The following is a 15,313-nucleotide window of genomic DNA, read 5'->3' on the forward strand; positions in this document are numbered from 1 at the left end:
TTTTGCCATGCCATGGATCCAACTGAAACTGAACACGACCGGTGCCAACGCTGAAGAGTTGAGCGATGCGCTGATGGAAGCGGGCTCCGTTTCCATTACTTTCCAGGATACGCATGATACGCCGGTATTTGAACCTCTGCCGGGCGAGACTCGCCTGTGGGGTGATACCGACGTTATCGGCTTGTTCGATGCAGAAACCGACATGAAAGAAGTGGTTGCCATCCTGGAACAGCATCCGCTGCTGGGTGAAGGCTTCGCGCATAAAATCGAACAGCTCGAAGACAAAGACTGGGAACGCGAATGGATGGATAACTTCCACCCGATGCGCTTTGGTGAACGTCTGTGGATTTGCCCAAGCTGGCGCGATGTCCCGGATGAGAATGCTGTCAACGTGATGCTGGACCCGGGTCTGGCATTTGGCACAGGCACGCACCCCACTACCTCTCTGTGCCTGCAATGGCTGGACGGTCTTGATCTTAACGGTAAAACGGTTATCGACTTTGGCTGCGGCTCCGGCATTCTTGCCATTGCGGCACTGAAGCTGGGTGCGGCGAAAGCCATTGGCGTGGATATCGACCCGCAGGCGATTCAGGCCAGCCGTGATAACGCCCAGCGTAATGGTGTTTCTGAGCGTCTGGAGCTTTATCTGCCGAAAGACCAGCCAGAGGCGATGAAAGCCGACGTGGTGGTCGCCAACATCCTTGCTGGCCCATTACGTGAACTGGCTCCGTTAATCAGCGTACTGCCCGTTGAGGGCGGTTTGCTGGGGCTTTCTGGTATTCTTGCCAGCCAGGCGGAAAGCGTCTGTGAAGCCTATGCCGATCTCTTTACGCTCGATCCGGTTATCGAGAAAGAAGAGTGGTGTCGCATTACCGGCCAGAAAAAATAATCCCTTCCGGCGTGGTTATCTGACCACGCCATTTTCAGACAATTGACCAGCATACCGACACTTTCCTCAGCGATATAATAATCAATTGATTTTGTTATTTTTTATATTGAGTTTCGTTGAGTAAACGTATGCGTTTCAACTGTTTTACAACAACTTTGCTGGCAGCATGCATGATGCCACTGACCACGCTGGCCGTACCATGGGGATATACCGAAGAAAACGACCCCGCACGATGGGGATATACCGAAGAAAACGGCCCCGCACGATGGGGAGAAATCAGCAAAGCGTATGCAACGTGCCAGACAGGCATAAACCAATCCCCCATAGACATCCAGACCACCACAACCAGTAAACTCGGTCTCCCCGCGCTAAACATGCAGTACGTCGATGGCCCAACTAGATTTCGGAGCATTAACCATACGTTGCAAGCAACGATGAGTAGTTACGCATCTAATTCTATTGAAATTGATGAAACGCTTTATTATTTAAAACAATTTGATTTTCACGCCCCGAGTGAACATACCCTCAACGGTAAAACCTATCCGCTGGAGATGCAGTTGCTCCACAAAAGTCAATCCGGAGACATTGCTATTGTGGCGGTTATGTTTGACGTGGGTGAACAGAACCAGGCGATTCAAAATTTGTGGGAGTCCTTTCCAACCATGGAGGACAGCAGCATGGACATCTTCTCGCCGGTCGATATCCACCAGCTTTTACCCGACAATAAAACCTACTGGCGCTACCGTGGTTCGTTAACAACACCTCCCTGCACCGAAGGCGTCACCTGGTCTGTCCTGAAAACGCCTGTTGCTCTTTCTGCCGAACAGTTGGATAAATTTCACTACATTGTTGGGCCAGCAAACAATCGCCCGCTGCAGCCGTTGAATGAACGCAAGATTACGGACAGCTATTCTGGGGATACCGAGATCCTGTACTAAAATGAGGTAGCGATCACACAATGACGAGGTAATTTGCTGATTAATTCAGCAGAATATCTTGTCAGTACCGTCTGCAGCTGAAGAAAAAATGAGAAGTTACGCAAAATTATATGTGTATATAAAATCGACACATTTTTATAATGCGATGATTTATATGATTAAATATTTTCATGCGTTCACATTTACGGCAATTCATTGATCCACCTCAGTGGATTGGTCAAAGTTTGGCCTTTCATCTCGTGCGAAAAATGCGTAATATACGCCGCCTTGCAGTCACAGTATGGTCATTTCTTAACTCATGCGCATCGGACAATACCAGCTCAGAAATCGCCTGATCGCAGCACCTATGGCTGGCATCACTGACAGACCATTCAGGACGCTGTGCTATGAGATGGGAGCCGGATTGACAGTATCCGAGATGATGTCTTCTAACCCGCAGGTTTGGGAAAGTGACAAGTCTCGTTTACGGATGGTGCACGTTGATGAGCCAGGAATTCGCACGGTGCAAATTGCCGGTAGCGACCCTGTTGAGATGGCCGATGCCGCACGTATTAACGTGGAAAGCGGCGCCCAGATTATTGATATCAATATGGGGTGTCCGGCTAAAAAAGTGAATCGCAAGCTCGCAGGTTCAGCCCTCTTGCAGTACCCGGATTTAGTGAAATCGATACTAACCGAGGTCGTCAATGCAGTGGACGTTCCTGTCACACTCAAGATTCGCACCGGCTGGGCTCCGGAACACCGTAACTGCGTAGAGATTGCCCAACTGGCTGAAGGCTGTGGCATTCAGGCTCTGACCATTCATGGACGCACCCGCGCCTGTTTGTTCAATGGAGATGCTGAGTACGACAGTATTCGGGCAGTTAAGCAGAAAGTTTCCATTCCGATTATCGCGAATGGCGACATTACTGACCCGCATAAAGCCAGAGCTGTACTCGACTATACGGGGGCGGATGCCCTGATGATAGGACGTGCAGCTCAGGGAAGACCCTGGATCTTTCGGGAAATCCAGCATTATCTGGACACTGGGGAGCTGCTGCCCCCGCTGCCTATGGCAGAGGTGAAGCGCTTGCTTTGTGCGCACATTCGGGAACTGCACGACTTTTATGGTCAGGCAAAAGGGTACCGAATTGCGCGTAAACACGTATCCTGGTATCTCCAGGAACACGCTCCGGATGACCAGTTTCGGCGCACATTCAACGCCATTGAAGATTCCAGCGAACAGCTGGCGGCGTTGGAGGCATACTTCGAAAATTTTGCGTAAACAGAAATAAAGAGCTGACAGAACTATGTTCGAACAACGCGTAAATTCTGACGTACTGACCGTTTCTACCGTTAACTCTCAGGACCAGGTAACTCAAAAGCCCCTGCGTGACTCGGTTAAACAGGCACTGAAGAACTATTTTGCTCAATTGAATGGTCAGGATGTGAATGATCTCTATGAGCTGGTACTGGCTGAAGTAGAACAGCCCCTGTTGGACATGGTGATGCAATACACCCGCGGTAACCAGACCCGTGCTGCCCTGATGATGGGCATCAACCGTGGTACACTGCGTAAAAAACTGAAAAAATACGGCATGAACTGATACTAATCAGTTAAATGTTTGTTTTAAAAGGCGCTACTCGGCATGGGGAAGCGCCTTTTTTATTGACGTCACACGGGAGGCTTTGGCGATGAACGCGAGATGTGAACCTGTCTATTTTGGCGATGAATCTAAAAAGATAATCCTGGGTGACGCGCTAACTGAACTGAAAAAACTGCCGTCTGAAAGTGTCGAACTCATTTTTGCTGACCCTCCTTATAACATCGGGAAAGACTTTGACGGGATGGTGGAATCCTGGGACGAAGAGGCCTTTCTGGCGTGGTTGTTTGAGTGCATCGACGAGTGCCATCGCATCCTCAAACCACACGGCACCATGTACATCATGAACAGTACGGAGAACATGCCGTACATCGACCTCAAATGCCGCCCGCTTTTTACCATCAAGAGTCGTATCGTGTGGTCATACGATAGCTCAGGGGTACAAGCCAAAAATTACTTTGGTTCGATGTATGAACCGATCCTGATGATGGTAAAAGATCAGAAAAACTACACATTTAATCGTGACGATATTCTGGTTGAAGCCAAAACTGGCGCTAAACGCGCGCTAATAGACTACAGAAAAAACCCGCCGCAGCCATACAATCAGAAAAAAGTGCCGGGCAATGTCTGGGAGTTCCCACGCGTACGCTATCTGATGGACGAATACGAAAACCACCCCACCCAGAAACCCAAAGCCCTCCTGGAGCGTATAATTCTGGCGTCCTCGAACCCAGATGACAAGGTACTCGATCCGTTCGCCGGCAGCTTCACCACCGGTGCTACCGCCGTGGAATTGGGTCGCAAGTTTGTCGGGATTGAGATCAATACTGAATACGTAAAAATGGGGCTCAGAAGACTGAGTATCGGTTCTCATTTTTCAGAAATTGAGCTTGCCAAGGTGAAAAAACGTAAGACAAAAAACCTGTCTAAAAAGAGTCGATTGACGGCAAAGAGTGGCGATCTTTCAACAAAGTAAAGGCATTGTAAGTCTGCTTTTCAGCTTAAAAATTTCGTGTATATTCCCTGCACGCTTGGGCATGAATACACAGGGTTTAGGAATGATTCGCAAGTATTGGTGGCTGGTTGTTTTTGCGGTCTTCGTTTTTCTTTTTGATGCGCTGCTCATCCAGTGGATAGAGCTGATGACAACAGAGCACGACAAGTGCCGGAATATGAACTCAGTGAATCCCCTTAAGCTGGTCAACTGCGTCGACCTCGAATAGCACCTCAGGTAATGCTTCGACAGCCGTCAGCCTCTGGCGGTAAAAACTATCCGACCTGGTTTTCACTCTGCATTAATTGCATGACGCTACCGTCTGGGCTTAACATTTTTAGTACATTATCAACTAATACTGGAGCTTGCCCATATAGATCATAACTCACTGGATTCATTAACCAGTTTTTTATAATTCCGCTAAAACTACCGTGCAGAATAATGATGATGACATCTAAATCAAGAGTGGTGGCAATCAGATTGTCATCTACACACTTTTGCAGGGAATCACGAATGCTTTGATGACTGATACCTATTTTATCGCGAATAGCCTGCTCAGATATCATATCGTTATGAAATTCACACTTATGATATAAAATCTGCATTAATGCCTGCTGACGAGGGTTCTCTGCAATATATTGTAACCCCACCACAAACTTTTCTCGCAATCGCTGTAAAGGGTTATCACCCCAACGACCAATTAGCTTGTCCTGAATCAGATCGCGTAAAGGTGGTTGTTGTAACCATAGCTCATTAAACAATTGAGTTTTATTTTCGAAATGCCAATAGAGCGCGCCACGCGTCACGCTGGCGGCATCCGCAATGTCGTTTAGCGTCGTATTGCTTACGCCGCGTGCGGCGAACTGTACAATTGCCGTTTCTATCAGGTGCTGCCGCGTTTTGAGGGCATCAGCTTTCGTTTTTCTGGCCATGGTTCCGACTGTCTGAGGTAGAGTAGAGAATGATTAACTTTCTTATCTAATATTTGCGATACGGAACAAATGTATCACTTAGCATTTATTTAAACGAGTTCTAAAAAATATTATTACGGACTTTGCACACGAATAAACAAAACAAATATCAACAACCAATATATTCACAAACCAAATGCTTATTTCAATTTGTGTTTATGCGCATCATAGTATTGCGATTAACACCACAATGAAACAGCTGTCGATTAATCTTTTTTTGCTTTTACGTGCCGTGCATCGCGCCCATAAATAAGTATTGCTTACATCGCAAGCTAATAATTTGTAGGATAGCCAACTATTATTTTTTTCTTGTGCGCGTTATCGCCCCTGCATTACCCGGTTAATAACGAGCGTTCGGTTTTTTAAGGAATAGAAATGACGAAAAATGCCAGGTTTTCACTCCTGCCCTCATTCATCATCGTCTCCGCAGCATTACTCGCCGGTTGTAACGATCAGGGAGAAACACAAGCTCATCCCGCAGAACCGCAGGTGACTGTCCATGTCGTCGAAAAGGCTCCTTTAGCCGTAACGACCGAATTACCCGGGCGCACAACGGCATTCCGAATTGCAGAAGTCCGTCCCCAGGTCAGCGGGATAGTGCTTAAACGGAATTTCACTGAGGGAAGCGATATTGAAGCCGGACAGTCACTTTATCAGATCGATCCCGCGACTTATCAGGCTGACTATGACAGCGCCAAAGGTGAACTGGCGAAGAGTGAAGCGGCGGCTGCAATCGCGCATTTAACGGTAAAACGCTATGTGCCATTGGTTGGCACCAAGTACATCAGCCAGCAAGAGTACGATCAGGCAATTGCTGATGCCCGTCAGGCCGATGCCTCCGTGATCGCGGCAAAAGCGGCGGTCGAAAGCGCGCGTATCAATCTGGCCTACACCAAAGTGACATCGCCAATTAGCGGACGCATCGGAAAATCTAACGTCACCGAAGGTGCATTAGTCACGAATGGCCAGGCTACAGAGCTTGCTACCGTTCAACAGCTCGATCCCATTTACGTCGACGTGACACAGTCCAGTAACGACTTTATGCGCCTCAAACAGTCCGTTGAACAAGGGAGCCTGCATAAAGACAGCGCCAGCAGTACTGTCGAACTGGTAATGGAAAATGGTCAGTCATACCCGCTAAAAGGCTCTTTGCAGTTTTCCGATGTGACGGTTGATGAAAGCACCGGCTCAATCACCCTCAGAGCCGTGTTCCCTAACCCACAGCACACGCTGTTGCCGGGCATGTTTGTGCGCGCACGCATTGATGAAGGCGTCCAGCCGAATGCCATTCTCGTTCCGCAGCAGGGGGTAACGCGTACGCCTCGCGGCGATGCCACCGTAATGGTCGTTAACGACAAGAGTCAGGTTGAGTCTCGCGCAGTCGTTGCCGCACAAGCTATTGGTGACAAGTGGCTCATTAGCGAAGGCCTGCAACCGGGTGACAAAGTTATCGTGAGCGGCTTACAGAAAGCACGTCCAGGCGTTCAGGTTAAAGCAACCGCCGATACCGAAACCCCTGCCACGAAAGCCCAATAAGGTAACCGGACATGGCTAACTTTTTTATCAGGCGTCCTATCTTTGCCTGGGTATTGGCTATCATTCTGATGATGGCGGGTGCTCTGGCAATCATGCAACTGCCCGTGGCACAGTACCCGACCATTGCGCCTCCTGCGGTCGCTATTTCTGCCACCTACCCTGGTGCGGATGCACAGACGGTTCAGGATACAGTCACACAGGTTATCGAACAGAATATGAATGGTATCGATAACCTGATGTATATGTCCTCCACCAGCGACTCGGCCGGGAGTGTGACTATTACGCTGACTTTCCAGTCCGGTACCGATCCCGATATCGCGCAAGTGCAGGTGCAAAATAAACTGCAGCTCGCCACTCCGCTACTGCCGCAAGAAGTTCAGCAGCAAGGGATCAGCGTCGAGAAATCCAGCAGCAGCTTCTTGATGGTCGCGGGCTTTGTTTCTGACAACCCACAAACCACACAGGATGACATTTCCGATTACGTCGCCTCGAACGTTAAAGACTCAATCAGCCGTCTGAATGGCGTGGGTGACGTGCAGCTGTTTGGTGCACAGTACGCCATGCGCATCTGGCTGGATGCAAACTTATTGAATAAATATCAGCTCACGCCGGTTGATGTGATCAATCAGTTGAAGGTACAGAACGATCAGATTGCCGCAGGTCAGTTAGGGGGGACGCCTGCATTACCTAACCAGCAGCTGAACGCTTCTATCATTGCGCAAACGCGACTGAAAGACCCTGAAGAGTTCGGCAAAGTGACTTTACGCGTGAACAGCGATGGTTCGGTTGTTCACCTGAAAGACGTCGCGCGTATCGAGTTGGGCGGGGAAAACTACAACGTCGTGGCGCGTATTAACGGTAAGCCTGCATCCGGCCTTGGGATCAAGCTGGCAACCGGGGCAAACGCACTGGATACCGCGAACGCTATTAAAGCCAAGCTGGTTGAACTGCAACCATTCTTCCCGCAGGGAATGAAGGTGGTCTACCCGTACGACACGACGCCATTTGTGACCATCTCCATTCATGAAGTGGTAAAAACGCTGTTTGAAGCGATCGTGCTGGTGTTCCTGGTCATGTATTTGTTCCTGCAAAACATCCGGGCAACGCTCATTCCGACCATCGCCGTACCTGTCGTATTGTTGGGCACATTTGCCGTGCTTGCTGCGTTTGGCTACTCAATAAACACCCTGACGATGTTCGGCATGGTACTCGCCATCGGCCTATTGGTCGATGATGCGATAGTGGTGGTGGAAAACGTAGAACGCGTGATGATGGAAGATAATCTGCCGCCCAAAGAGGCGACAGAAAAATCCATGTCACAAATACAGGGGGCATTGGTTGGTATTGCCATGGTGCTTTCTGCGGTATTTATCCCGATGGCCTTCTTTGGCGGTTCAACCGGGGCTATCTATCGGCAGTTCTCCATCACCATCGTTTCCGCCATGGCGCTTTCTGTACTGGTCGCGCTGATCCTGACCCCTGCGCTTTGTGCAACGCTGTTGAAGCCGGTATCGGCTGAGCATCACGAGAAAAAAAGCGGTTTCTTTGGCTGGTTTAATACCAAATTCGATCACAGCGTCAATCACTACACCAATAGCGTCAGCGGTATTGTGCGTAAAACCGGGCGTTATCTGGTCGTCTACCTGATAATCGTCATCGGAATGGCGGTTCTGTTTATGCGCCTGCCGACCTCCTTCCTGCCAGAGGAGGATCAGGGTGTGTTTATGACAATGATTCAACTTCCGGCAGGCGCTACGCAAGAGCGCACCCAGAAAGTACTGGATCAGGTTACTCAGTACTACCTGACCAATGAGAAAGCTAACGTCGAAAGCGTCTTCACGGTTAACGGTTTTAGCTTCAGCGGTCAAGGGCAAAACTCAGGTCTGGCATTCGTTAGCCTCAAGCCCTGGGATGAACGTAGCGGCGAGAAAAATAGTGTTGAAGCGGTCATTGCACGCGCCACACGCGCGTTCAGCCAGATCCGCGATGGGTTAGTCTTCCCCTTCAATATGCCCGCTATTGTTGAACTGGGTACCGCAACCGGCTTCGATTTTGAGTTGATCGATCAGGGCGGTCTGGGGCATACGGCGTTGACGCAAGCGCGTAACCAACTGCTGGGGATGGTGGCTAAACACCCCGATCTGTTGGTTCGCGTTCGTCCTAACGGACTGGAAGATACTCCGCAGTTTAAGCTGGATGTTGATCAGGAGAAAGCACAGGCGCTGGGGGTATCGCTGTCGGATATCAACGAAACTATCTCCGCATCACTGGGCGGCTATTACGTTAACGACTTTATTGACCGTGGCCGCGTGAAGAAAGTTTACGTCCAGGGAGATGCAAAATACCGCATGCTGCCAGCGGACATCAATAATCTGTATATCCGCAGCGCCAATGGCGAAATGGTTCCGTTCTCTGCGTTCAGTGCATCACATTGGATTTATGGTTCACCGCGACTGGAACGTTACAACGGTATGCCATCCATGGAAATACTGGGCGAAGCGGCACCAGGGCGAAGCACTGGTGAAGCAATGGCGCTGATGGAAAGTCTGGCGGAAAAACTGCCAAACGGTATTGGTCATGACTGGACGGGGATGTCCTATCAGGAAAGGCTGTCGGGTAACCAGGCGCCTGCGCTGTATGCCATCTCGCTAATCGTTGTCTTCCTTTGCCTTGCCGCATTGTATGAAAGCTGGTCTATTCCTTTCTCGGTGATGCTGGTTGTACCGCTCGGTGTTGTGGGCGCATTGTTAGCAGCATCACTGCGTGGGATGAATAACGACGTGTATTTCCAGGTTGGCTTACTAACCACTATCGGCCTCTCGGCTAAGAACGCTATCCTGATCGTCGAATTTGCCAAAGACCTGATGGATAAAGAAGGCAAGGGGTTGATTGAAGCGACGCTGGAGGCATCGCGTATGCGTCTTCGTCCTATCCTGATGACATCCCTGGCCTTTATTCTGGGGGTTATGCCTCTGGTTATCAGTCACGGAGCAGGTAGTGGTGCGCAGAATGCGGTCGGTACAGGTGTTATGGGAGGAATGCTGACCGCAACATTGTTGGCTATCTTCTTCGTCCCCGTCTTCTTTGTTGTCGTAAGACGGCGTTTTAGTCGGCACAACGATTAATTTGTAAAATAAAGGCGTCTACGGACGCCTTTTTCACCTACGATGCTCCTCTTTATTTATTAGTAAGATAGCCATTTATTTCATTTAAACTATCCCTCTAAACTCGCCTGCAACCTTTCTTTTTATCCATTATTTTTACAATCCACATGAATTGAGATTATTCCTCATGTCAGTCCTTTTTTAAGAAGTGGTAAAATAATCACCGAGTTCGCAGATGGCTTAGCGTTTGTCTTTGCTTAATTAGCGAAACGCTTATTTTGAGGTAACACCATGAAAAGATTAATATCCGTTGCATTGCTTACCGCATTCCTGGCTGGCTGTGCACACGATTCTCCTTGCGTACCTGTATACGACGATCAGGGGCGCCTGGTTCATACCAATACCTGTATGAAAGGCACTACCCAGGATAACTGGGAAACAGCCGGAGCCATCGCCGGTGGTGCTGCAGCCGTTGCCGGACTAACACTTGGGATTGTCGCCCTGACCAAATAAATCATCTCAAAAGCGCGGTTATTACCGCGCTTTTAGCAATAAGCATAAAATCTACATATAAGACAAAACGTTGCTTAATAGTGCCTGGCATATAATAGAATTATTATAGAGTTCCTTCACACATCCACGATTTGAAATTAGCATTTTTTCTGTTTTTCGTAACACCACAATCTCTTTTCATTATTCTCACGCCATTAATATTAACGCCAGAAATCGTTATCACGCGTCCTGTCTGATTTTTAAATTTTTTGCGCCGAAATGTGGCTTACGTTTCAATTTTGCACCACTTCAGGGCGCTGCATTTATTTTTTCCTGTCTACACTCTGCATATTGCGTCGAATAATCAGGCGCAAAAAACTGGCACTACCTTTGCTTAAAAGAGTATGGCCAAAGCCACAGACAGGTAAAAGACGTTTTCAGAACGTTTCCATAACAATAATTCCTCCACACAGGATGCTCTATGAAAAAGATGATAATCGCCAGCCTGGCTGCGGCCGGTGTGCTGCTTGCTGTTGCAAATCAGGCACATGCCGGCGCAACACTTGATGCCGTAAAGAAAAAAGGGTTTGTGCAATGTGGGATCAGCGACGGCTTGCCTGGCTTTTCTTACGCCGATGCAAGTGGCAAGTTCTCGGGTATTGATGTTGATGTATGTCGTGGCGTTGCCTCCGCCGTATTTGGCGATGATAGCAAAGTAAAATATACCCCGCTCACCGCCAAGGAACGCTTTACCGCATTACAGTCTGGTGAAGTCGATCTGCTCTCTCGTAATACCACGTGGACCTCTTCTCGTGATGCCGGTATGGGCATGTCCTTCACTGGCGTAACGTATTACGACGGCATTGGTTTTCTTACCCACAATAAAGCAGGCCTGAAGAGCGCTAAAGAGCTGGATGGCGCAACGGTCTGTATTCAGGCGGGAACCGATACCGAACTGAACGTGGCCGACTACTTTAAAGCCAACAAGATGAAGTACACCCCCGTCACTTTTGACCGCTCGGATGAATCAGCCAAAGCTCTGGAATCTGGACGTTGCGACACGCTAGCTTCCGACCAGTCTCAGCTGTATGCCCTACGCATCAAGCTGAGCAATCCTGCGGAGTGGATCGTCCTGCCAGAAGTTATTTCTAAAGAACCGCTGGGACCTGTCGTACGTCGTGGGGACGATGAGTGGTTCTCCATTGTTCGCTGGACGCTGTTCGCCATGCTGAATGCGGAAGAAATGGGTGTTAACTCGAAAAACGTCGATGAAAAAGCGGCTAATCCAGCAACACCGGATATGGCACACCTGTTGGGTAAAGAAGGGGATTATGGCAAGGATCTGAAGCTTGATAACAAATGGGCCTACAACATTATCAAGCAGGTTGGTAACTATTCGGAGATCTTTGAACGTAACGTTGGATCGGAAAGTCCGCTGAAGATCAAACGTGGACAGAACAACCTCTGGAATAACGGTGGCATTCAATATGCGCCACCGGTGCGCTAATGCGTAGTGATGTAACGGGCGCCGCAACTGCGGCGCTCAGCCCAGAGTCATAGTTACTGAGGTTTTCTTATGTTCCATCGCCGCTCAACCGTAAAAGGATCATTATCCTTTTCTAACCCTGCGGTCCGCGCCTGGTTATTTCAAATACTCGCCGTCATTGCGGTTATCAGCATTGCGGTCTATCTCATTCATAACACGATAAATAACCTGAACAATAGCGGTATTACCTCGGGGTTTTCTTTTCTCGATCGCAGCGCCGGATTTGGCATTGTCCAACATCTGATCGATTACGAGCAAGGCGATACGTATGGTCGTGTCTTTGTGGTCGGCCTGCTCAATACGCTGTTAGTTTCAGCACTGTGCATTGTTTTCGCATCAATTCTCGGTTTCTTTCTCGGGCTGGCACGCCTGTCAGATAACTGGTTATTGCGAAAGCTCTCGACGATCTACATCGAAACGTTCCGCAATATACCGCCGCTGCTGCAGATCTTCTTCTGGTATTTCGCCGTATTACGTAACCTGCCCGGCCCACGCCAGGCCGTTAACGCGCTGGATTTGATGTTCCTGAGTAACCGGGGGCTCTATATTCCGTCCCCGCAAATGGGAGAAGGTTTTTTTGCCTTTTGCACCGCTGTTGTTATCGCTATCGTCGTCACCATCGGGCTATTTCGCTTCAACAGAATGCATCAGACCAAAACCGGTCAGCTACGTCGGACCTGGCCCACAGCTCTTGCGTTGATCGTACTTTTACCGGTGATTTCACAGTGGATGTTTGGCGCTGCGCTTCACTGGGATATTCCCGCGCTCCGTGGTTTTAACTTCAGTGGCGGTATGGTGCTTATTCCTGAACTGGCGGCACTAACTCTGGCGCTTTCGGTATATACCTCGGCATTTATTGCAGAAATTATTAGGGCAGGCATTCAGGCAGTTCCTTACGGCCAACATGAAGCCGCACGCTCGCTGGGTCTGCCAAATCCGGTGACGCTACGCCAGGTAATCATCCCACAGGCGCTACGCGTCATCATTCCCCCACTGACCAGCCAGTACCTGAATATCGTCAAGAACTCTTCTCTTGCAGCCGCCATTGGCTACCCGGACATGGTTTCACTGTTTGCCGGCACGGTACTCAATCAAACAGGGCAAGCCATTGAAACGATCGCCATCACCATGTCGGTATACCTGATCATCAGTCTGAGTATTTCTTTGCTGATGAATATTTATAACCGCCGTATTGCACTGATTGAGCGCTAAGGAGCCATGATGACAAAAGCACTGCTGTCTCACCCCTCGCGCCAGCGCAGCAATCCGGCAAGCCGCAGTCTACTCTGGGTGCGTAAAAACCTGTTCTCCAGTTGGTCAAATAGCCTGCTCACCCTGCTATGCGTATGGCTGATTTGGTCATTTCTTCCACCACTGTTGAACTGGGTATTTTTTCAGGCCAACTGGGTCGGCTCTACCCGGGCAGACTGCACCAAAGCGGGAGCCTGCTGGGTGTTCATTCATGAACGCTTCGGGCAATTCATGTATGGGCTTTATCCCCACGATCAGCGTTGGCGCGTAAATCTGGCCCTGATGATTGGTCTGGTTTCTATTGTTCCGATGTTCTGGAAAACCATTCCTCACCGTGGCCGCTATATCGCCATCTGGGCAGTCATTTATCCGATTGTCGTCTGGTGGCTGATGTACGGTGGTTTTTTCGGGCTTGAACGCGTAGAAACACGGCAGTGGGGCGGATTAACACTGACGCTTATTATTGCATCCGTGGGGATTGCAGGCGCGCTTCCATGGGGCATTTTACTGGCGTTGGGACGTCGTTCCCATATGCCAGTCGTGCGGGTTTTATCCGTCATTTTCATTGAGTTCTGGCGCGGTGTACCGCTGATTACCGTTCTGTTTATGTCCTCGGTCATGCTTCCTCTGTTTATGTCCGAAGGAACCAGTATCGACAAGCTTATCCGGGCGCTGGTCGGCGTTATTCTTTTCCAGTCGGCCTATGTCGCAGAAGTGGTTCGCGGAGGGTTACAGGCCCTACCAAAAGGTCAGTATGAAGCCGCAGAATCACTGGCGCTAGGTTACTGGAAAACTCAGGGGCTGGTCATTCTTCCGCAAGCCCTCAAGCTGGTTATCCCTGGCCTGGTTAACACGATTATCGCTCTGTTCAAGGATACCAGCCTGGTCATCATCATCGGTCTGTTTGATCTCTTCAGTAGCGTACAGCAGGCAACTGTGGACCCTGCGTGGCTGGGTATGTCGACGGAAGGATATGTTTTTGCCGCACTGATCTACTGGATCTTCTGTTTCAGCATGTCGCGTTACAGCCAGCATCTGGAAAAACGTTTTAACACCGGGCGTACACCGCACTGAGGAATTTATGAGCCAATTATTAATGCCGTCTACCGACTCGATGATTACACTGGAAAACGTCAACAAATGGTACGGACAGTTTCATGTCCTGAAAAACATCAACCTAAAGGTAAAACAGGGAGAGCGCATCGTATTATGCGGGCCTTCCGGTTCGGGTAAATCGACAACTATCCGCTGTATTAACCATCTTGAAGAACATCAGCAAGGACGCATTGTGGTGGATGGGATTGAACTCAATGAAGACATCCGCAATATTGAGCGCGTCCGACAAGAAGTCGGCATGGTCTTTCAGCACTTTAATCTCTTTCCTCATTTAACTGTCTTGCAAAACTGCACACTGGCGCCTATCTGGGTGCAAAAGATGCCGAAAAAAGAGGCTGAAGTACTGGCAATGCACTACCTTGAGCGGGTCCGCATTGCCGAACATGCGCATAAATATCCCGGGCAAATCTCTGGTGGACAACAACAGCGCGTGGCCATTGCACGCTCGCTGTGTATGAAACCCAAAATCATGTTATTTGATGAACCCACATCAGCGTTGGATCCTGAAATGGTAAAAGAAGTGCTGGATACCATGATAGGTCTGGCGCAATCGGGTATGACCATGCTATGTGTAACCCATGAAATGGGCTTTGCCCGCACAGTAGCTGACCGGGTGATCTTTATGGATCTTGGCGAGATTGTGGAACAGGCACCACCGGATGAGTTTTTTGCTCACCCCAAATCGGAACGCACTCGCGCGTTTTTATCGCAGGTTATTCATTAAATATATATGCCGGATACAGTTCCGGCTGATTTTCGCGTATAAATGCAAAAAGGCCATCCGAAAGGATGGCCTTTTCACTTATTTGATGTCTGGCAGTTCCCTACTCTCGCATGGGGAGACCCCACACTACCATCGGCGCTACGGCGTTTCACTTCTGAGTTCGGCATGG

General features: G+C 49.3%; 14 protein-coding genes and 1 rRNA gene. 13 read left to right on the forward strand and 2 right to left on the reverse strand.

Annotated elements, in window-relative coordinates:
* The first annotated feature begins 7 nt into the window (after nucleotides 1–7).
* The 6 genes from prmA (at nucleotide 8) to OGY37_RS00970 (ending at nucleotide 4,633) form a co-directional block, all read left to right on the forward strand.
* A complete protein-coding gene (prmA, locus tag OGY37_RS00945; RefSeq protein WP_003025221.1) occupies nucleotides 8–889 on the forward strand; it encodes a 50S ribosomal protein L11 methyltransferase in 882 nt (293 codons plus the stop codon).
* Nucleotides 890–1,059: 170 nt separating this feature from the next.
* On the forward strand, nucleotides 1,060–1,827 hold the full coding sequence (locus tag OGY37_RS00950; protein ID WP_286619818.1) for a carbonic anhydrase: 768 nt from the start codon (nucleotides 1,060–1,062) through the stop codon (nucleotides 1,825–1,827).
* Nucleotides 1,828–2,125: 298 nt separating this feature from the next.
* Nucleotides 2,126–3,091, forward strand: a complete 966-nt coding sequence (dusB, locus tag OGY37_RS00955; protein ID WP_126317324.1) for a tRNA dihydrouridine synthase DusB — start codon at nucleotides 2,126–2,128, stop codon at nucleotides 3,089–3,091.
* A gap of 25 nt (nucleotides 3,092–3,116) precedes the next feature.
* Complete coding sequence (gene fis, locus OGY37_RS00960) at nucleotides 3,117–3,413, forward strand: DNA-binding transcriptional regulator Fis (protein ID WP_000462905.1); 297 nt, start codon at nucleotides 3,117–3,119, stop codon at nucleotides 3,411–3,413.
* An 88-nt stretch (nucleotides 3,414–3,501) separates the two neighbouring features.
* A complete protein-coding gene (gene yhdJ / locus OGY37_RS00965; protein ID WP_008785971.1) occupies nucleotides 3,502–4,386 on the forward strand; it encodes an adenine-specific DNA-methyltransferase in 885 nt (294 codons plus the stop codon).
* Between the two features lie 82 nt (nucleotides 4,387–4,468).
* Nucleotides 4,469–4,633: a DUF2556 family protein gene (locus OGY37_RS00970; protein ID WP_003025279.1), complete on the forward strand. Its 165-nt coding sequence runs from the start codon at nucleotides 4,469–4,471 to the stop codon at nucleotides 4,631–4,633.
* A gap of 46 nt (nucleotides 4,634–4,679) precedes the next feature.
* On the opposite strand, the gene envR is transcribed toward OGY37_RS00970, so the two are convergent.
* A complete protein-coding gene (gene envR, locus OGY37_RS00975; protein ID WP_048225757.1) occupies nucleotides 4,680–5,336 on the reverse strand; it encodes an acrEF/envCD operon transcriptional regulator in 657 nt (218 codons plus the stop codon).
* 414 nt (nucleotides 5,337–5,750) lie between these two features.
* Here envR and OGY37_RS00980 point away from each other — a divergent pair, with 414 nt between their 5' ends.
* The 7 genes from OGY37_RS00980 (at nucleotide 5,751) to OGY37_RS01010 (ending at nucleotide 15,144) form a co-directional block, all read left to right on the forward strand.
* Nucleotides 5,751–6,911: an efflux RND transporter periplasmic adaptor subunit gene (locus OGY37_RS00980; protein WP_008785974.1), complete on the forward strand. Its 1,161-nt coding sequence runs from the start codon at nucleotides 5,751–5,753 to the stop codon at nucleotides 6,909–6,911.
* 11 nt (nucleotides 6,912–6,922) lie between these two features.
* Nucleotides 6,923–10,036 carry an efflux RND transporter permease subunit gene (locus OGY37_RS00985; RefSeq protein ID WP_286619821.1) on the forward strand — a complete coding sequence of 1,038 codons (3,114 nt, stop codon included), beginning with the start codon at nucleotides 6,923–6,925 and terminating at the stop codon, nucleotides 10,034–10,036.
* A gap of 270 nt (nucleotides 10,037–10,306) precedes the next feature.
* Nucleotides 10,307–10,528, forward strand: a complete 222-nt coding sequence (locus tag OGY37_RS00990; protein WP_003025292.1) for a lipoprotein — start codon at nucleotides 10,307–10,309, stop codon at nucleotides 10,526–10,528.
* A 460-nt stretch (nucleotides 10,529–10,988) separates the two neighbouring features.
* The gene (locus OGY37_RS00995; protein WP_003828858.1) at nucleotides 10,989–12,014 is read left to right on the forward strand and encodes an amino acid ABC transporter substrate-binding protein; all 1,026 of its coding nucleotides are present in this window, start codon (nucleotides 10,989–10,991) and stop codon (nucleotides 12,012–12,014) included.
* Nucleotides 12,015–12,083: 69 nt separating this feature from the next.
* Nucleotides 12,084–13,265, forward strand: coding sequence for an amino acid ABC transporter permease (locus tag OGY37_RS01000; RefSeq protein ID WP_003828860.1), 1,182 nt, complete (start codon nucleotides 12,084–12,086; stop codon nucleotides 13,263–13,265).
* Between the two features lie 9 nt (nucleotides 13,266–13,274).
* Complete coding sequence (locus OGY37_RS01005; RefSeq protein WP_126319745.1) at nucleotides 13,275–14,378, forward strand: amino acid ABC transporter permease; 1,104 nt, start codon at nucleotides 13,275–13,277, stop codon at nucleotides 14,376–14,378.
* 7 nt (nucleotides 14,379–14,385) lie between these two features.
* On the forward strand, nucleotides 14,386–15,144 hold the full coding sequence (locus tag OGY37_RS01010) for an amino acid ABC transporter ATP-binding protein (protein WP_126317321.1): 759 nt from the start codon (nucleotides 14,386–14,388) through the stop codon (nucleotides 15,142–15,144).
* A gap of 87 nt (nucleotides 15,145–15,231) precedes the next feature.
* Here the strand turns inward: OGY37_RS01010 and rrf are convergent.
* Nucleotides 15,232–15,313 (reverse strand): 5S ribosomal RNA (gene rrf, locus OGY37_RS23455); the annotation flags it as partial.

The organism is Citrobacter sp. Cpo030 (genome assembly GCF_030333005.1).
Lineage (GTDB): Bacteria > Pseudomonadota > Gammaproteobacteria > Enterobacterales > Enterobacteriaceae > Citrobacter > Citrobacter portucalensis.